Raw genomic sequence first — 18,045 nt, 5'->3', positions numbered from 1 at the left:
CCGCACCGGCCGTACTGACGGCCCGCCCCGGCGTCGCACGATGGGGTGATCCCCCTCACGCTCGACAGGACCCGGTCGGCGGCACGTGATGGGGTCGGTACCATCGCACCCCCGGCCCGGGGTGCGCAGGAGCGGGAGGTGCCATGAGCGCGGTGCGCAGTCTGCGGAAGCTCAGCAGAGCGGCACTGCTGGGCGCCACGCCACGCGACTCCCTGCCGGATGCCATCGAACACGTCGCGAAGGTGCACAGAGCACACCACCCGCGGGCCGACCTGCGGCCGCTGCGCAGGGCCTACATGCTGGCCGAGTCCTCGCACCGGGGCCAGATGCGCAAGAGCGGCGAGCCGTACATCACCCACCCCCTCGCGGTCACCCTGCTGCTGGCCCAGCTCGGCGCGGAGACGACGACGTTGACGGCCTCGCTGCTGCACGACACCGTCGAGGACACCGCTGTGACGCTCGAACAGGTGCGGGGCGAGTTCGGGGACCAGGTCTGCTACCTCGTCGACGGGGTCACCAAGCTGGAGAAGGTCGACCACGGTTCGGCCGCCGAGCCGGAGACCTTCCGCAAGATGCTCGTCGCCACCGGCAACGACGTACGGGTCATGTCGATCAAGCTCGCCGACCGGCTGCACAACATGCGCACCCTCGGCGTGATGCGCCGTGAGAAACAGGTCCGGATCGCCCAGGTGACCAGGGACGTGCTGATCCCGCTCGCGGAACGGCTCGGGATCCAGGCGCTCAAGAGCGAGTTGGAGGACCTCGTCTTCGCCGTGCTCCATCCGGAAGAGCACGCGGCGACACGCGAGTTGATCCAGGAGCGGCACACCCGCCCCGACCCGCTCACCGCCTTCGCCTCCCGGGTGCGCCGCACGCTGCGCGAGGCGGGGATCGCCGCCCAGGTGCTCATCCGCCCCCGGCACACCGTCTCCGTGCACCGGCTGCGGCTCAAACGCGGCCAGTTGGGCGACTGCGACTTCGCGCGCCTGCTGGTCCTCGTGGACGAGGACGCGGACTGCTACGCCGTGCTGGGCGAGCTGCACACCTGTTTCGCTCCGCTCGTCTCGGAGTTCAAGGACTTCATCGCGGCGCCCAAGTTCAACCTCTACCAGTCGCTGCACACTGCCATCGCCGACGAGGACGGCGACGTGGCCGAGGTGCTCGTCCGCACCCGCCGCATGCACCGGGTGGCCGAGACCGGGGTCATCGCGCTCGGCGACCCGCACGCCACCGCCGAGGTGCCCGACCCCGCCGAGCCGGACGGCGGCGGAGCGGCGCCGGCCGACGGGGCAGGGGAGCGGACCGATCCCACCCGTCCCGGATGGCTCTCCCGCCTGCTGGAGTGGCAGAGCCACGCTTCCGACCCGAACACCTTCTGGCAGGAACTGCGTGACGAGCTGGCGCAGGACCTGGAGATCACCGTCTACTGCGCCGCACCCGGCGGGGAGGGGCCTGCTGGGGGTGCGCTGCCGCTGCCGGCCGGTGCGACCTGCGTGGATGCCGCCTACGCCCGACTGGGGGAGGCCGCGCACCGGTGCATCGGAGCCCGCGTCAACGGCCGGCTGGTGGCTCTCACCACTGTGCTGCGGGACGGCGACGCGCTCCAGCTCTTCCTGGAGCCCGGCCACGGCAGTCCCTCGGGCCCGGCACCGGAGTGGCTCGAACATGTGCGCACGCCCGCGGCGCGGCTCGCCATCCGCGGATGGCTCGCCGCACCCGGCCGCGCCGACCCCGACCCGCACGAGAGCGCGGCCGACACCGGCCGGGACGCCCCGCGGCGCGAACACGCCGCGGCAGCCTCCGAGGCGCCGCAGGGAGAGCGGCGGCCCCCGCACCACGGGGAACGCGGGGAACACCGCGGAGCGCGGCACCCCGAGCACCGTCCGGCGCGGCACACACCGCAGGACGCACGGCAGAACGCAGCGCACCCGACGGTCGAGCACGGGGAGCAGCCGGTCGAGTACGGCGAGAACATCCCCGTCGTCCCCGGCCACCCCGGTACGCCGGTGCGGCTCGCCCGCTGCTGCACACCCGTGCCGACGGACGCGGTCACCGGATTCCCGGTACGCGGCGGCGCCGTCACCGTGCACCGGGAGAGCTGCCGGTCGGTGGCCCGGATGGCCTCCGCGGGGCGTCTCACCCTGCCGGTGCGCTGGGAGCAGGGCGATGCGGGCTGCCGGGTCACTCTGCGGGCCGAGGCGTTCGGGCGCCCGCATCTGCTCGCGGATCTCACCGAGACCATCGCCGCCGAAGGTGCCTCCGTCGTCTCGGCAGATGTCGAGCCCCCGAGCGAGCAGCGCGTACGCCACACCTACACCCTGCAACTCCCCGACGCCGCCGGGCTGCCCGCGCTGATGCGCGCCATGCGGCAGGTGCCGGGCGTCTACGACGTCAACCGCTCCGTCCGCCGGACCGCAGCGAACTGACGCGCCGTCCGCTCGGACAGCCACCGGGCCGCGCGGGCGGAGGCCCGGCACGTCCCCTTTCGGGTGGAGACGGCGGGAGCCGGGCGGCAACCGGCCCGCTCGCTGGTAGCGATCCTGCATGGCCCTCACAGCCCTCACCCGCGCATCGGCCGGACGGCGCTGCGCCGTCGCCGGCACGGTCGCGGCGACCGCGCTCGCCCTGGTCGGTGCGGCCCTTCCGGCCCCCAGGCCGGTCGGCATCGGCGACCACCTCTTCCCGCAGCTCGGCAACCCCGGCTACGACGTCCGCAGCTACGACATCTCCTTCGACTACAGCGGTGACAACAGCAAGCCGCTCAACGCCCGCACCGTGATCGACGCACAGGTCACCACCGGGCCGATGGAACGGTTCAACCTGGACTTCGCCGCGGGCGACGTACGGTCCGTGCACGTCAACGGACGGCCCGCGGAGTACGCGCGGGCGGGCGAGGACCTGGTGGTCGCCCCGGAGACGCCGCTGCGTCGCGGTTCCTGGCTGCATGTCGAGATCCGCCACACCAGCGACCCCACCCGGAAGAACGGCGGCTGGGTGCGTACCGCGGACGGCCTCGCCATGGCCAACCAGGCCGACGCGGCACACCGGGTGTTCCCCTCCAACGACCATCCGTCGGACAAGGCCATGTTCACCTTCCGGGTGCGGGCTCCGCGCGGGCTGACCGTGGTGGCGGGCGGGCTGCCCGCCGGCCGCACCCGGGCGGCGCGGGAGACGGTCTGGACGTACCGCTCGGGGCACCCGATGGCCACCGAACTGGCGCAGGTGTCGATCGGCCGCTCCGCTGTCGTGCGCTCCACGGGGCCGCACGGGCTGGCCCTGCGGCACGTCGTCCCCGCCCAGCAGCGCAAGGCGCTGGAGCCGGTGCTGAACGAGACCTCCCGGCAGATCGCCTGGATGGAGCGGCGCGCGGGTACGTACCCGTTCGAGACCTACGGGGTGCTGGCCGCCGCCGCGGACTTCGGGTTCGCGCTGGAGACACAGACCCTTTCGCTCTTCGAGCAGAACCTGCTCTCCTCCCGGCAGGTCCCGGACTGGTACCGGGAGTCACTGATGGTGCACGAACTGGCGCACCAGTGGTACGGCGACAGCGTCTCCCCGCACCGCTGGACCGACCTGTGGCTCAACGAGGGGCACGCGACCTGGCACGAATGGGCCTACGCGGAGAAGCGCGGCGGCATCCCGTTGGAGAAGCGGGTGCGGGCCTCCTACGAGCAGTCCGACACCTGGCGCGAGCGCTACGGGCCGCCCGCGGCCCTCCTCCCGCCCCGCCAGAGCGGGAAGATCGAGCTCTTCACCCCGATCGTCTACAACGGCGCCGCCGTGGTGCTGTACGCGCTGCGGGAACACATCGGCGAGCAGGCGTTCGCCCGGCTGCAGCGTGCCTGGCCCCGCCGGTACCGCGACTCCAGTGCCGACACCGCTGACTTCGTCGCGCTGGCCGGCGAGGTGTCCGGCCGGGACCAGAGCGCGTTCCTGAAGAAGTGGCTGTACGGAAAGACCACCCCGCCCATGCCCGGGCACCCGGACTGGAAACAGCAGCCACCACCGGAGCGCCCGGCCGGAAAGGCGGGCGTCGGCACGGCGAGGTCTCTGGAGCGGGCGCGCGCGAGCCGACGGTAGCGCCGCCCGCCCGGGCCCCGGCGGCCGGGCCGGGGGAGTGGCGGCAAATACGGGTGACGCCGTCGCTGCGCCGTGCGACCATCCTTGTGGCCGCGCGGCGCGGCGCCAGCGGCCCCAGGGGCCGGCTCGCACCGGGAATCTTCCCCGCCGCTGCGGCGTTGTTCCGTACGCAACAGTCCGCCGACCTAAGGATCCACTTGACCCACTCCTCTTCCCTTCCACAGAACGGCCAGCGCACCGCCAAGACGAACCGCCGAGCCGGCGCCCTGATGGAAGAGGACGTCGCTCTCGGTCACGAGCTGGACGAAAACCGTGACGGAGAGCAGCTCGACCGCTCGGAGCGTGCGGCACTGCGCCGCGTGGCCGGTCTCTCCACCGAGCTGGAGGACGTCACAGAGGTCGAGTACCGGCAGCTGCGCCTGGAGCGTGTGGTGCTGGTCGGCGTCTGGACATCCGGCACGGCGGACGATGCGGAGAACTCGCTCGCCGAGCTGGCAGCGCTCGCCGAGACCGCGGGCGCGCTGGTGCTCGACGGGGTCGTCCAGCGCCGGGACAAGCCTGACGCGGCCACCTACATCGGCTCCGGCAAGGCCGCGGAGCTGCGGGACATCGTCCTGGAGACCGGCGCCGACACCGTGGTGTGCGACGGCGAACTCACTCCCGGCCAGCTCATCCACCTCGAAGACGTCGTCAAGGTCAAGGTCGTGGACCGCACGGCACTGATCCTGGACATCTTCGCCCAGCACGCCAAGTCCCGGGAGGGCAAGGCGCAGGTGGCCCTGGCCCAGATGAACTACATGCTGCCCAGGCTGCGGGGCTGGGGCCAGTCGCTGTCGCGGCAGATGGGTGGCGGTGGCTCCGGCTCGGCGGGTGGCGGTATGGCCACCCGTGGTCCCGGTGAGACCAAGATCGAGACCGACCGGCGGCGGATCCGCGAGAAGATGGCCAAGATGCGCCGGGAGATCGCGGAGATGAAGACCGGCCGCGACGTGCAGCGGCAGGACCGGCGGCGCAACAAGGTGCCTTCGGTGGCCATCGCCGGATACACCAACGCGGGCAAGTCCTCGCTGCTCAACCGCCTCACCGGCGCCGGAGTACTGGTGGAGAACGCGCTGTTCGCCACTCTGGACCCGACGGTGCGCAAGGCGGAGACCCCCACCGGCAGGGCCTACACGCTGGCCGACACGGTCGGTTTCGTCCGGCACCTTCCGCACCACCTGGTGGAGGCGTTCCGCTCCACCATGGAGGAGGTCGGCGACGCCGACCTGATCCTGCACGTGGTGGACGGGGCACACCCCGCACCGGAGGAGCAGCTGGCCGCCGTGCGCGAGGTCATCCGCGAGGTGGGCGCTGCCGAGGTGCCGGAGATCGTGGTCGTCAACAAGGCGGATGCCGCCGACCCGCTGGTCCTGCAGCGGCTGCTGCGCGCCGAGAAGCACGCCCTGGTCGTCTCCGCCCGCACCGGGCAGGGCGTCGACGAACTGCGGGAGCTGATCGACGACGAGCTGCCGCACCCGTCCGTGGAGCTCGAGGTGCTGCTTCCCTACACCGAGGGCAAGCTGGTCTCCCGGGTGCACTCCCAGGGTGAGGTCCTCTCCGAGGAGCACGTCGAGCAGGGCACTCTGCTCCAGGCACGGGTGCACGAGGAGCTCGCCGCGGAGCTGCGCGGGTTCCAGCCGCTGGCCGCCCGGCCGTAGCAGGGCGCACCGCAGCAGAACGACGAGGGCCGTCCCTCCCGGAGACCGGGAGGGACGGCCCTCGTCCGATGTGCGCCGGGCGCGCCGGGACCGGCGCGCCCGGCAGGGTCAGCCCTTCTTGCTTGCGGCGTCGAAGACCGCCTTGGCGGTCGCGCCCAGCCGCGGCCCCGCCAGCCAGGTGGCCGGGTGCGGGCCGATGGAGTTGACCGAGATCAGCTCGGGCTTGCCGCCGGAGCCCTTGATCAGCCAGGCACCGCCGGAGGAACCGCCCGTCATGGTGCAGCCGATGCGGTACAGCGCGGGCTGCTGCGGGTCGATCGTCAGCGCGCCCGGGCGGTCGGTGCAGGAGTACATCCTGGCTCCGTCGAAGGGCGGAGCCGCCGGGTAGCCGTAGTTGCTGACTCCCTTGATCCGGGAGGACGAGGGCGCGTGGAAGTTGACCTTGATGGCGTTGCCGACGGTCTCCTCCAGCGACTTGCCCGACTTGTTCACCGGCTCCACGCGCAGCACCGCGAAGTCCTGCTGGGAGCCGCCGCCGCCGGACTTGGCGCCCTTCTGGATCCAGTAGTTGCTGGTCTGGGCCCACTTCACCCACCATTGGCCGTACGGTGCGACCTCCTGCGGCGGGGCGCTGTTGACCGCCGGCATGGAGCGGCCCTTGTCGTTGAAGGCCGGGATGAAGGTGATGTTGCGCAGCCAGCCGCCGCTCCTGCCGGAGTGGACGCAGTGCCCGGCGGTGGCGACCAGATTGGACTTGCCCGGGTGGCGCGGGTCCTTGACGACCGTGCCGGAGCAGACCATCGGGCCCTCCGGGGTGTCCATGAAGACCTTGCCGGCAGGGGCCGCGTTCCGGGTGTACGGGGTCTTCACGGCCTGCGCCTTGACCGGGCGCGGTTCCGCCGTGTTCGCGGCGCCCGAGGTGCTCTCGAGGTCCTTCGGGACGTTCTTCTCGTTGTCCTCGGCCTTCTTCATCCGCCCCAGGTCCCAGTGGCCCTTGATGTAGGGGTTGGCGAAGTCCTCGGCCTCACGCACCCACTGGTCCTTGTCCCAGTCCTTCCAGGCGCCCTTCTTCCACCCGTCGAGGTCCTTCATCGACGTGGGCAGGTCCTTGGGCAGCTTGTCGGGGAGGCCGATCCTGTCCTTCCCGCCGCCGTCACCCTGAGCGGAATCGGAAGCGGCGGGCTTGGCATCCGCCTTCTTGTCCGAGTCGTCGCCGCTCGAGCAGGCGGTGGCGGTGAGGGCGAGCGTCGCCGTGAGCGCCGCGGTGGCGAGGACCGGACGGCCGCGTCCGGCCCTGCGTATGCGTGGCATGATCCGAGGTCCCCCTGAGCATCCGTACGAGAGGTGCGCCTGGCGCGCACGGCGTTCTCCGAGCCGCATCGGCGCTCAGCCCTCCTTGCTGACCGTGTCGAAGACGGCCTTGGCCTCCTTGCCGAGGCGGGCACCGGCCAGCCAGTCGGCCGTGATCGGGCCGATGGAGGTCACCGAGAGCAGCCGGGTGCCCGAGGAGTCCAGCCAGGGGCCGCCGGACGAACCCGCCGTCATGGTGCAGCCGATGCGGTACATCGAGGGCTGCTGCGGGTCGATGGTCAGCCGGCCCGGCTTGTCGTCGCAGCGGTACATCCGCGAGCCGTCGAAGGGCGGTGCGGCCGGGTAGCCCACGGCGCCGAGGCTCTTGATGGACTTGACCTGCGGCGTGGTGAAGGTGGCCTGCAGCGCGCCACCGGCCTTCTCCTCCAGCGAGGCGCTGCTCTTGTCCTCGGGCTGCACCTGGAGCACGGCGAAGTCCTGCTGGGCGCCCTTGCCACCGCGCTCGGCGCCGTTCTGGATCCAGTGCTTGGTCGTACGGGCGCGCTTGGCCCACCAGATGCCGTCGGGCGCCACCTGGCTCTGCGACGCGGTGGCGAGCTGCTTGTTCGACAGCCCGGTGGGGTTGTAGTCGGGCACGAAGATCACGTTGCGGTACCAGCCCTTGCCCGCCCCGCCGTGCACACAGTGCCCCGCGGTGGCGACCAGGTTGGACTTGCCCGGGTGGCGCGGGTCCTTCAGCACGGAGCCGGAGCAGACCATGGCCCCCTTCGGCGTGTCCATGAACACCTTGCCGACGGGCAGATCGTCCTTGGTGTAGGGCGTCTTGACCGCGGCGGCCTCGACCGCCTCGGGCTTCGGGTCGGTGACACCCTCGTCCTCACCGGTGCCGTCGCTGCCGCCGCTCGGGCCGTCGTCGATGTCCGAGTCGTCGACCTCGCGGTCGTTCCCGTCCGCGTCCTTCATGCGGTCCGGGTCCCACAGGTCGTCGATGATCGGATTGAAGAACTCCTTGGCTTCCTTGAGCCACTTGTCCCGGTCCCAGTTCTTCCAGGCGCCGTTCTTCCAGGCGTCCAGGTCGTCCAGGGAGGTCGGGAGGTCCTTCGGGAGGTCGTCGGGGAGCCCCAGGTCCTTCTTGGCGTCGCGGCTCGCCTCCTGCGAGGCGGCCGAGTCGGCCTTGGCGTCGGCGTTGTCGTCCTCCGGGCCGCAGGCGGTTGCGGTGACCGCCAGCACGGCGGCGACCGCTGCCGCGGCCAGCGCCGGTCGGCGCCGCGCGGACCTGGCTATCGATGGCATCGCTGAACTCCCCCTGAAGTGGATCTCGTGCCTGTTGACTTGTCATGCACCTCGCCGGGTGAGGGCGGCCCCCACTATGCCCGGTGGTGTTCGGGACGGGCACAGCAGGGTCCGTGGTTCCCCGGGGCGCACGACCTCCACGCGCGCCCCCGAGTGCTCCGCATTCCACGGCGACCGTGGAGGGAACTTTCCGCAGGCCGTGATCGGGGGCCGTGCACCTCGTTGGTACGTACGGGGGACAGTGGCTCGCTGCCCGGCGCGCCCGGTCGACACCAGCGGAGGAGACTTCAGTGAACGCGCGCTCCGGAGCCGACGAGCCGACGGAACCGGTCCGTCGGAGGCTCGCCGACCTGATCGAGCCGATGGTCCCCCAGCAGGAGCGCCGTCTCGCGCCGTCCGACCAGGAGCCCCCGCAGCACCACGCGTGCACGCCGCGGCGTGATCCGCTGGAACACCCGGATCCCCGTGCGGCGGCCGACGCGGCCGCGGTGGAGAACCTGCTGCGCTGCTGGGTCCGCGAAACCGCCCCCGAGGCCCCGCGGAACGGAGTGCTGCGCATCCCGCTGTCCGCCAGCGGCACCGCGCTGCTGGTTCCGGTACGGCACTGGTCGCCGGTCGGCTGGCACCGTTTCGACCCGCCGCACCTGGAGGGCGCACCGGATGCCGCCGCTCCGCTGCAGGCCGTCGCGGTCGCCGCCCTGATCGGACGCGAGGCCGCGCACGCCGGCCGGCACCCCGGCTCGGCCGAGCACGCAGCCGAGGACGCAGCCGAGGACGCAGCCGAGGATGCGGGAGCCGGGGAGAACGCCGCACTCGTGGGCCGCGTCGCCGACTCCGTCCAGCGCACCGCCCGGTTCCTCGCCCACAGGCGTGACCACCCCGCGCCCCCGCCCGGCACCGGCCCGTTCCTCGACGGCGAGCAGGCGCTGCTCTTCGGCCATCCCCTGCACCCCACCCCCAAGAGCCGCGAGGGCCTCTCCGACGCAGAGGAGGGCGCCTACTCGCCCGAACTGCGCGGCAGCTTCCCGCTGCACTGGATGGCCGTGCACCGCTCGGTGCTCGCGGGGGACTCCGCCTGGACCGACCGCGGCAAGCCCGTACCGGTCACCCAGCTCGCACTCCGCCTGAGCGGGCGCGCACTGGCCGGCCGCCTCCCCGAGGAATGCGTACCGGTGCCCCTGCATCCGTGGCAGGCCCGGGAGGTGCAGCACAGCCGCGTGGTCCGGGCCCTGCTGGATGTCGGACTCCTGCACGACCTGGGCCGGACGGGGGAGTGCTGGAGCCCCACCTCCTCGGTGCGCACCGTCTTCCGGCCGGACAGCAGCGCGATGCTCAAGCTCTCGGTGGGGCTGCGCATCACCAACTCGCGCCGCGAGAACCTCCGCAAGGAACTGCTGCGCGGCGTGGAGATGCACCGGCTGCTGCGCGGCGGGCTCGGCAGCGCCTGGCGCGCCGCTCATCCCTCCTTCGACATCGTGCGGGACCCCGCCTGGCTCGGTGTCGACGTCCCCGGTGAGGGGCGCGTGCCCGGTTTCGACACCGTCGTACGGCACAACCCCTTCGGCGCGGGCGAGGACGCCGTCTGCCTCGCCGGACTGACCGCGCCCGTCCCCGCCCAGCCCGTCCCCGGATCCCCCGCCTCGTCCGGAGCGCTGCTCTCCCGGCTCGGAGCCGTGGTGCACGCGCTCGCCCGGCGCACCAGGCGGCCGGTGGGCGCGGTGGCCGCCGAGTGGTTCCTGCGCTATCTGGACACCGTGGTGGGGCCCATCCTCTGGCTGGACGCACACGGGGGCATCGCCCTGGAGGCCCACCAGCAGAACACCCTCGTACTGCTGGACGCACACGGCTGGCCCACGGGCGGACGCTATCGGGACAACCAGGGGTACTACTTCCGCACGTCGCGCCGGGACGCACTCACCCGCCAGTTGCCCGGCCTGGAACTCGGAGTGGAGAGCGACACCTTCGTCGCGGACGACGTCACCGACGAACGCTTCGCCTACTACCTGGGCATCAACAACATCCTCGGCCTCATCGGCGCATTCGGTGCCCAGCAGCTCGCAGACGAAACGGTGCTGCTCGCGGCGCTCCGTCGCTTTCTGCAGGACGCGGCACGCCAGGACCCCGCCTCTCCGCTGCCCGCGCTGCTCCTCGATTCCCCGACGCTGCGCTGCAAGGCGAACCTGCTCACCCGATTGCACGGCCTGGACGAACTCGTCGGTCCGGTCGACACCCAGTCCGTCTACGTCACCCTCGACAACCCACTAGCCCCCTGACCCCCTGGCCTCCGGCCCCCGCAGGAGAGGAGACGTCGTCATGCCGCACCCTCAGCCGGACTCCGCGCCGCCTGCCGGTACCGCCGACGCGGAACCGGCGGCGCCCGGCTCCGGCACCCGCAGCGACGATCCCCTCACCACCGCCGGCCGGAACCCCGACGAACACCGCGCCGGTCACCCGCGGCCGCAGCGCGCCGTGGCCGCATCGGGCCGGACCGCTGCCGAGCCGTCCCGCGCCGCTGCCGGTGCACCTCCGGCGCCCACCGACGCAGCAGCAGGTGCCGCCGTCCCACCCGCGGATCTGCTGGACGCTCCCGGAAGCTGGCCCCCGGTCCCGACCGCGGCCGGCCTCTTCCGGCTCGTGCCGGTCGGGCTCCCCGGTGACCTGCCGCTGCTCACCGGCTGGATGAACGACCCGGTGGTGGCGGCCTTCTGGGAGCTGGCCGGGCCCGAGCGGGTGACCGAGGCACATGTGCGGCCCCAGTTGGACGGGGACGGGCGCAGCGCCCCCTTTCTCGGCGTCCTCGACGGTGTGCCCATGAGCTACTGGGAGCTCTACCGCGCCGACCTCGACCCCCTCGCCCGGCACTGCCGGGTGCGGCCGCACGACACCGGGGTGCACCTGCTCGTCGGCGGCGCCGCGCACCGCGGACGGGGCCTGGGCACACTGCTGCTGCGCACGGTCGCCGACCTCGTGCTGGCGCAGCGCCCCCGGTGCACGCGTGTCCTGGCGGAGCCCGACGTGCGCAACGCCCCCTCGCTCGCCGCGTTCCTCGGTGCCGGGTTCCGGCGCAGTGCCGAGGTCGAGCTCCCCGGCAAGCGCGCCGCCCTGATGGTGCGGGACCGCGAGCCGCGCCACGCGTTCTGACCCGGTGGCCGCTGCCGGGTGCCGCGCGGCCACCGCCATCTGAATCCACGCCTCCCGCAAGGAGCAACCTCTGTGTCCCGAACCTCCTCCTCGTCCTCCGCACATGACGTAGCCCCGCTATCCGTCCCCGCCGGCCTCGGGAGAGGGCCGGAGCACTGGGCCCGTGCCTCCCGGCGGCTGCTGGCCAAGCTGATCGCCGAGTTCTCCTACGAGGAGATCCTGCAGCCGCAGTCCGCGCCCGGTGGCGTGCCCGGCTGCTACGCCCTCCGGGTGGACGAGGAGCTCACCGTCCGCTTCCGGGCCCGCCGCGGCGCCTACGGGCACTGGAGCGTCGACGCCTCCTCGCTCGAGCCGGCCCCGGACCCGCTGAGCTTCCTCTCCCGGGCCAGGTCCCTGCTGGGTCTCAGCGGTGAGACGGCCGGCCACTACCTCCGCGAGCTGACCGCCACACTCACCGCGGACGCCGGACTGCTGTCCTCCGAACTGCCCGCCGGCACCCTCGCCTCGCTGGGGTACGCCGAGCTGGAGGGGCACATGACGGGACACCCCTGGCTGGTGGCCAACAAGGGACGGCTCGGCTTCTCCGGCCGCGACGCCGCGGACTGGGCGCCCGAGGCCCGCACGGCGCATCCGCTGCCCTGGCTCGCCGTGCACCGGCGGCTGGCGCAGTACCGCGGCACACCGCGGCTCGCCGACGCGGGGGAGCTGTACGCGCGCGAGCTGGGCGAGGAGACACGTACCGCGTTCCGGGAGCGGCTGACCTCGCGCGGACTGGCGCCCCAGGACTACCTCTGCATGCCGGTGCACCCCTGGCAGTGGGACGAGACCGTCGTGCCTCTGTTCGCCGCGCAGGTGGCGGCGCAGGAGATCCTTCCGCTGCCGACGGACGGGGACATGCGGCTGCCCCAGCAGTCCATCCGTACGTTCCTCAACGTCAGCAGGCCCGACCGGCACACCGTCAAGCTGCCGCTCGCCATTCTCAACACGCTCGTCTGGCGCGGTCTGCCGACCGACCGCACGCTCGCCGCGCCGTCCGTCACCGGCTGGGTGCAGGGACTGCGGGACCAGGATCCGTTCCTCGCCGAGGAGTGCCGGGTGATTCTGCTGGGCGAGGTCGCCTCGGTGGGAGTCCCGCACCCGGTGTACGAGCCGCTCGGCGACGTGCCCTACCAGTACCGCGAACTCCTCGGCTGCATCTGGCGCGAACCCCTCGCCCCGCTGCTCGACCCCGACGAGCGGGCGCGCACGCTCGCCTCCCTGATCCACACCGACGCGGACGGCAACTCCCTCACAGCGGAACTGGTGGCGCGCTCGGGCCTGGAGCCCCGGACCTGGCTCAGGCACCTGTTCGCGGCGCTGCTGCCGCCGCTGCTGCACTTCCTCTACCGCTACGGCACGGTGTTCTCCCCGCACGGGGAGAACGCCATCGTCGTCTTCGACGAGCGCGACGTCCCGACCCGGCTGGCGATGAAGGACTTCGTGGACGACGTCAACGTCAGCGCCGAGCCGGTTCCCGAGCTCGACTCCATGCCGGGGGACGTCCGGGGGGTCCTGCTGAGCGAACCGCCCATGTTCCTGACGCAGTTCATTCACTCCGCGCTCTTCGTGGGGGTCTTCCGCTACCTCGCCCCGCTGTGCGAGGTCCAGCTCGGGGTCAGCGAGCGCGACTTCTGGTCACTCGTACGTGCCGAGATCGACCGCTACCACGCGCGCTTCCCGGTGCTGAAACCCCGGTTCGAGACGTTCGATCTGCTGACCCCGCGCATCGAACGTCTCTGCCTCAACCGCAACCGGCTGCACACCGACGGCTACCGCGACAGGTCCGAGCGTCCGCACGCGGCCGTGCACGGGACGGTGCGCAATCCGCTGCACTGAGGACGGAACCACTCCCTCGCCGACCGGACCGGGCGTGCCCATGCGGACACGGAGCGCTCCCGCTCGGGCCGATCCGGTCGTGGCCGGAAGGAATCGTGCGCACAGGGAAGCAGCCGAGCGGAGTGTCAGTGGTGCCGCGTAAGGTGTCGGGTCTATGAGCAAGCCCGCCGTCACCGAACTCCTCCAGGCCGCAGTCACCGCCGTCAAAGGCACGGAACGCCCAGGTCAGGCCGCCATGGCCGAGGCAGTGGCCGAGGCTGTCGAAGACGGCCGCCACCTCCTCGTACAGGCGGGCACCGGCACCGGGAAATCCCTCGGCTACCTGGTCCCCGCACTCGCCCACGGGGAGCGGGTCGTGGTGGCCACCGCCACGCTCGCGCTGCAGCGGCAACTGGTCGAGCGCGACCTGCCACGCACCGTCGAGGCGCTCCATCCGCTGCTGCGGCGCCGCCCGGAGTTCGCCATGCTCAAGGGGCGGTCGAACTACCTGTGCCTGCACCGGCTCCATGAGGGAGTGCCGCAGGAAGAGGAGGACGGCCTCTTCGACCCCTTCGAGAGCGCGACCCCCACCTCCAAGCTCGGCAAGGACCTGCTGCGGCTGCGCGACTGGTCGGACGAGACGGAGACGGGCGACCGGGACGACCTCAAGCCCGGCGTCTCCGACCGCGCCTGGGGCCAGGTCTCGGTCTCTTCCCGCGAGTGCCTCGGCGCTTCCAAGTGCGCGTACGGTGCCGAATGCTTCGCGGAGGCCGCCCGGGAGCGGGCCAAGCTCGCCGACGTGATCGTCACCAACCACGCGCTGCTGGCCATCGACGCCATCGAGGGCGCCCCCGTGCTCCCCGGCCACGAGGTGCTCATCGTCGACGAGGCGCACGAGCTGGTCTCCCGGGTCACGGGTGTGGCCACCGGCGAGCTCACTCCGGGCAGCGTCAGCCGCGCGGTGCGCCGTGTCGCCAAGCTGGTGGACGAGAAGGCGGCCGATCAGCTCCAGACCGCCTCCGAGACCTTCGAACGGCTGATGGAGCTCGCCCTGCCGGGCCGGCTGGAGGCCGTCCCGGAAGACCTGGAGTACGCCCTGATGGCGCTGCGCGACGCCGGGCGGAGCTGTCTCAGCGCACTGGGCAACACACGTGACTCCTCGGTCCAGGACGAGGACGCGGTCCGCAAGCAGGCCAAGGCGGCGATCGAGAACATCCACGACGTGGCCGAACGCATCCTGGAGCACTCCGAGTTCGATGTCCTGTGGTACGAGCGGCACGAGCGGTACGGGGCGTCGCTGCGGGTGGCGCCGCTGTCCGTCTCCGGGTTGCTGCGCGAGAAGCTCTTCACCGACCGCTCCGTCATTCTGACCTCCGCCACGCTCAAACTGGGCGGGGACTTCAACGGCGTCGGTGCCTCACTCGGCCTCGCGCCGGAGGGGATCAGGGGGACCGACGGAGAAGGGAAGAGCGAGGACGACGCGATGCCCGTGTGGAGCGGGCTGGACGTCGGCTCCCCGTTCGACTACCGCAGGCAGGGCATCCTCTACGTCGCCGGACATCTGAATCCCCCCGGCCGGGACGTCCAGCGCAGCGACATGCTCGACGAGCTCGCGGAGCTGGTGGAAGCGGCGGGCGGGCGCACCCTGGGGCTCTTCTCCTCCATGCGGGGTGCGCGGGCCGCCGCGGAGGAACTGCGCGGCAGGCTGGGGCTCCCCATCCTGCTCCAGGGGGAGGAGACGCTCGGCGAACTCATCAGACGCTTCGCGGACGACGCGGAGACCTGTCTGTTCGGCACGCTGTCGCTGTGGCAGGGCGTGGACGTCCCGGGGCCGAACTGCCAACTGGTGGTGATGGACAGGGTGCCGTTCCCGCGCCCGGACGATCCGCTGATGAGCGCCCGGCAGAAGGCGGTGGAGGAGTCCGGCGGCAACGGCTTCATGGCGGTGGCGGCCACACATGCGGCGCTGCTGATGGCCCAGGGCGCCGGCCGGCTCGTCCGCGCGACGGGGGATCGGGGTGTGGTCGCGGTGCTGGATCCGCGGCTGCAGCGAGCGCGCTACGGCGGCTTTCTGCGGACCTCCATGCCCGACTTCTGGTACACGACGGACCGCAACCAGGTCCGCCGCTCCCTCTCGGCCATCGACGAGGCAGCAAAGAAGGGGTAGACGTGCCCGCGGGCTGCGCGGGCTGCGCGGGCTGCGCGGGCTGCGCGGGCTGCACGGGCTGCGCGGGCTGCACGAGTGCGGGGGTGGGAGCGAGGCCGGAGTTCTGGCGCCGCTTCAGCGGCGCTCTGCGGCTTCCGGTACGACGGCGGGCCGCCGGTCCCGGGGTGCAGGGAACCAGCGGCCCGTAGCCTTCGGTCGGCGGCGAGCAGGCGCGGCCCGCGAGCATGCGGCCGTCTCGCTGCCTGTCGGTCGAACGCCGGGGCAGCGCTCAGACCCTGCGGAGGACGGCGACGACCTTGCCGAGGATCGTGGCGTCGTCGCCCGGGATGGGCTGGTACGAGGAGTTGTGCGGCAGCAGCCACACGTGCCCGTCCTCGCGCTTGAAGCGCTTCACGGTGGCCTCGCCGTCCAGCATCGCGGCGACGATGTCGCCGTTCTCCGCGACGGGCTGGCGCCGGACGGTGACCCAGTCGCCGTCGCAGATCGCGGCCTCGACCATGGAGTCGCCGATGACCTTCAGGACGAAGAGCTCACCGTCGCCGACCAGTTGGCGCGGCAGCGGGAAGACGTCTTCGACCGATTCCTCGGCGAGGATCGGGCCGCCCGCGGCGATACGGCCCACCAGCGGGACGTAGGAGGCGGACGGTTTGCCGGTGGTGTCGGCGGCCGCCTGCGTACTGCTCGGCGCGTCGGAGCCGCGCACCTCGTAGGCGCGGGGGCGGTGCGGGTCGCGGCGCAGGAAGCCCTTCCGCTCCAGGGCCATCAGTTGGTGCGCCACCGAGGAGGTGCTGGAGAGTCCGACAGCCTGACCGATCTCGCGCATGGACGGCGGGTAGCCGCGCCGCTGCACCGAATCGCGGATCACCTCGATCACCCGGCGCTGCCGATCGGTGAGCCCCGAACTGTCCGCGCGGATGCCTGGAGGTCGTCCTGGAAGCGAACGCTTAGCCTGTTGGCCATCCTGAATCTCCGCGTTCATGGCTTCATTCACCGGCTGAATGTCGTCGATCGGCTGAGCTGTTGCCTGAGCTGCACGGTTCTGGGAGGTGATGGTGGCGCTGTCTGCGGTCGTGGTCACGTCGGCCCCTCTCGAGAAGTTCTCCCTAGCTGGACAACGGTAGTTGGTTTCGAAAGGTTGCGCCAAACACACGTTCGAGTGAAAATCCGCAGTTCACCTGACTTCTACCGCTCGATGGGTGTATGGGGCGCGACATCCGGCTCGGCTCGGGCGGCGGTCGTTTCGGAATGCTCGCAGATCTCCCGCGTGCCCGGGGTCCAGCCGCGCCAGCGGTATGCACCCGCGCCGCGCCTGGCAGTCGGTGCTCCCGGCCGGGTCCGCCGCCGCGGCGCCGGGACGGGTGGCCCGGCCGGGTCGCGGCGTGGCGATTTCCAGCCGTTTCCCGCCGCCGTCTGTCGCTGTCCGTAATCGCTGCTCTCGGTGAACTCCTGCCCTCGCGGCGCGGCGATGCCGGGTCCCGTTGCGGTCACTCTTCGCGTCGCCGCTCGTCCGTTCGCGCCGCCGCTCCGGCACGCGGTGCGCCGCTGTTGTCCGGGACAGTCTCGCAGGCGCGCCCCAGGGGCTGTCCGGCGGCCTGCTTCGCGTAGGGTCGTGGGCTGTGCCGGACAGCGACACGCGTCGTGACCGCCTTGCCTCTCGGCCACCAGATCTAGTGGTTTGATGAGCGCGCGCCACCAGAAGTTGTGTCCCCGGGTGCTCAGGGCGTGGGGATGTCGCCTATGCTGGAGGCCAGTCGAGGGGCCCCTGTGACGGGGGTGCCGCGACGTGATCAGTTATGCACGGTGAGGGCTCTGCGGGCCCTGGGAGGGTGGAGACGATGCATTGCCCCTTCTGCCGGCACCCCGACAGCCGTGTGGTCGACAGCCGTACGGCGGACGACGGAGCTGCCATCAGGCGTCGGCGCCAATGCCCTCACTGCTCCAGGCGCTTCACCACCGTCGAAAACGCGTCACTCACGGTGATCAAGCGGAGCGGTGTCACCGAGCCCTTCAGCAGGGACAAGGTGATCGCGGGGGTGCGCAAGGCGTGCCAGGGGCGCCCCGTGACCGAGGACGCGCTGGCCCAGCTCGGGCAGCGGGTCGAGGAGGCCGTCCGGGCCACCGGGAGCGCGGAGTTGTCCACGCACGACGTCGGGCTCGCCATACTCGGCCCGCTCCAGGACCTCGATCTCGTCGCCTATCTGCGCTTCGCCTCGGTCTACAAGGCATTCGAGTCGCTGGAGGACTTCGAGGCCGCCATAGCCGAACTGCGCGAGGTGCAGTCGCTCGCCCCCGGGGTCCAGGGAGACGGAGCCGCCGACGAGTGCGAGGGCGCCGAGGGGGGCGCCCGGGCGGGCAGGGGGCGTGCAGCCGGGGGAGAGGCGCGGGTGCTGCCCGAGGTGCCGCCGCCCGCCGGCGAGGGAGACCCGGGGGCGGGATCCCGGGCGGGACGGGCGCGCGGGGGCGAGGGTGCCTCCGCCGCTGCCGCCGCCGACTGAACGGCGG

General features: G+C 72.2%; 11 protein-coding genes. 8 read left to right on the top strand and 3 right to left on the bottom strand.

Going from position 1 to position 18,045, the window contains the following annotated elements:
• Positions 1 to 143 precede the first annotated feature (143 nt).
• The 3 genes from BMX65_RS29315 to hflX all read left to right on the top strand — a co-directional run bounded on the left by BMX65_RS29315 (position 144) and on the right by hflX (position 5,777).
• Positions 144 to 2,426: a RelA/SpoT family protein gene (locus tag BMX65_RS29315; RefSeq protein ID WP_075003381.1), complete on the top strand. Its 2,283-nt coding sequence runs from the start codon at positions 144 to 146 to the stop codon at positions 2,424 to 2,426.
• A gap of 118 nt (positions 2,427 to 2,544) precedes the next feature.
• Positions 2,545 to 4,080, top strand: coding sequence for a M1 family metallopeptidase (locus BMX65_RS29310; RefSeq protein WP_075003380.1), 1,536 nt, complete (start codon positions 2,545 to 2,547; stop codon positions 4,078 to 4,080).
• A gap of 197 nt (positions 4,081 to 4,277) precedes the next feature.
• Positions 4,278 to 5,777: a GTPase HflX gene (hflX, locus tag BMX65_RS29305; protein ID WP_075003379.1), complete on the top strand. Its 1,500-nt coding sequence runs from the start codon at positions 4,278 to 4,280 to the stop codon at positions 5,775 to 5,777.
• Positions 5,778 to 5,885: 108 nt separating this feature from the next.
• Here the strand turns inward: hflX and BMX65_RS29300 are convergent, their stop codons facing one another.
• Both BMX65_RS29300 and BMX65_RS29295 read right to left on the bottom strand, forming a co-directional pair.
• Complete coding sequence (locus BMX65_RS29300; protein ID WP_075003378.1) at positions 5,886 to 7,088, bottom strand: trypsin-like serine peptidase; 1,203 nt, start codon at positions 7,086 to 7,088, stop codon at positions 5,886 to 5,888.
• A gap of 75 nt (positions 7,089 to 7,163) precedes the next feature.
• Entirely contained in the window at positions 7,164 to 8,381 is a 1,218-nt protein-coding gene (locus tag BMX65_RS29295) for a trypsin-like serine peptidase (RefSeq protein ID WP_075003377.1), read from the bottom strand.
• A gap of 290 nt (positions 8,382 to 8,671) precedes the next feature.
• Between BMX65_RS29295 and BMX65_RS29290 the strand changes: the two genes are divergently transcribed.
• From BMX65_RS29290 to BMX65_RS29275, 4 genes are all read left to right on the top strand, one after another.
• Positions 8,672 to 10,654 (top strand): IucA/IucC family protein, encoded by a 1,983-nt coding sequence (locus BMX65_RS29290; RefSeq protein ID WP_075003376.1) that lies wholly within the window; start codon positions 8,672 to 8,674, stop codon positions 10,652 to 10,654.
• A gap of 40 nt (positions 10,655 to 10,694) precedes the next feature.
• On the top strand, positions 10,695 to 11,522 hold the full coding sequence (locus tag BMX65_RS29285) for a GNAT family N-acetyltransferase (protein WP_177214377.1): 828 nt from the start codon (positions 10,695 to 10,697) through the stop codon (positions 11,520 to 11,522).
• Between the two features lie 72 nt (positions 11,523 to 11,594).
• Positions 11,595 to 13,397, top strand: a complete 1,803-nt coding sequence (locus BMX65_RS29280; RefSeq protein ID WP_079172138.1) for an IucA/IucC family protein — start codon at positions 11,595 to 11,597, stop codon at positions 13,395 to 13,397.
• A 154-nt stretch (positions 13,398 to 13,551) separates the two neighbouring features.
• Complete coding sequence (locus BMX65_RS29275) at positions 13,552 to 15,543, top strand: ATP-dependent DNA helicase (protein ID WP_075003375.1); 1,992 nt, start codon at positions 13,552 to 13,554, stop codon at positions 15,541 to 15,543.
• Positions 15,544 to 15,811: 268 nt separating this feature from the next.
• Here BMX65_RS29275 and lexA read toward each other — a convergent pair whose 3' ends face one another.
• On the bottom strand, positions 15,812 to 16,621 hold the full coding sequence (lexA, locus tag BMX65_RS29270; RefSeq protein ID WP_075003374.1) for a transcriptional repressor LexA: 810 nt from the start codon (positions 16,619 to 16,621) through the stop codon (positions 15,812 to 15,814).
• Between the two features lie 757 nt (positions 16,622 to 17,378).
• On the opposite strand from lexA, the gene nrdR reads away from it, so the two are divergent.
• The gene (nrdR, locus tag BMX65_RS29265) at positions 17,379 to 18,038 is read left to right on the top strand and encodes a transcriptional regulator NrdR (protein ID WP_075003373.1); all 660 of its coding nucleotides are present in this window, start codon (positions 17,379 to 17,381) and stop codon (positions 18,036 to 18,038) included.
• The last annotated feature ends 7 nt before the right edge of the window (positions 18,039 to 18,045 follow it).

Origin of the sequence: Streptomyces qinglanensis (genome assembly GCF_900111245.1) — a bacterium.
Lineage (GTDB): Bacteria > Actinomycetota > Actinomycetes > Streptomycetales > Streptomycetaceae > Streptomyces > Streptomyces qinglanensis.
The sequence above is the reverse complement of the archived record's forward strand: the minus strand, read 5'-3'. Positions and strand labels throughout refer to the sequence as shown.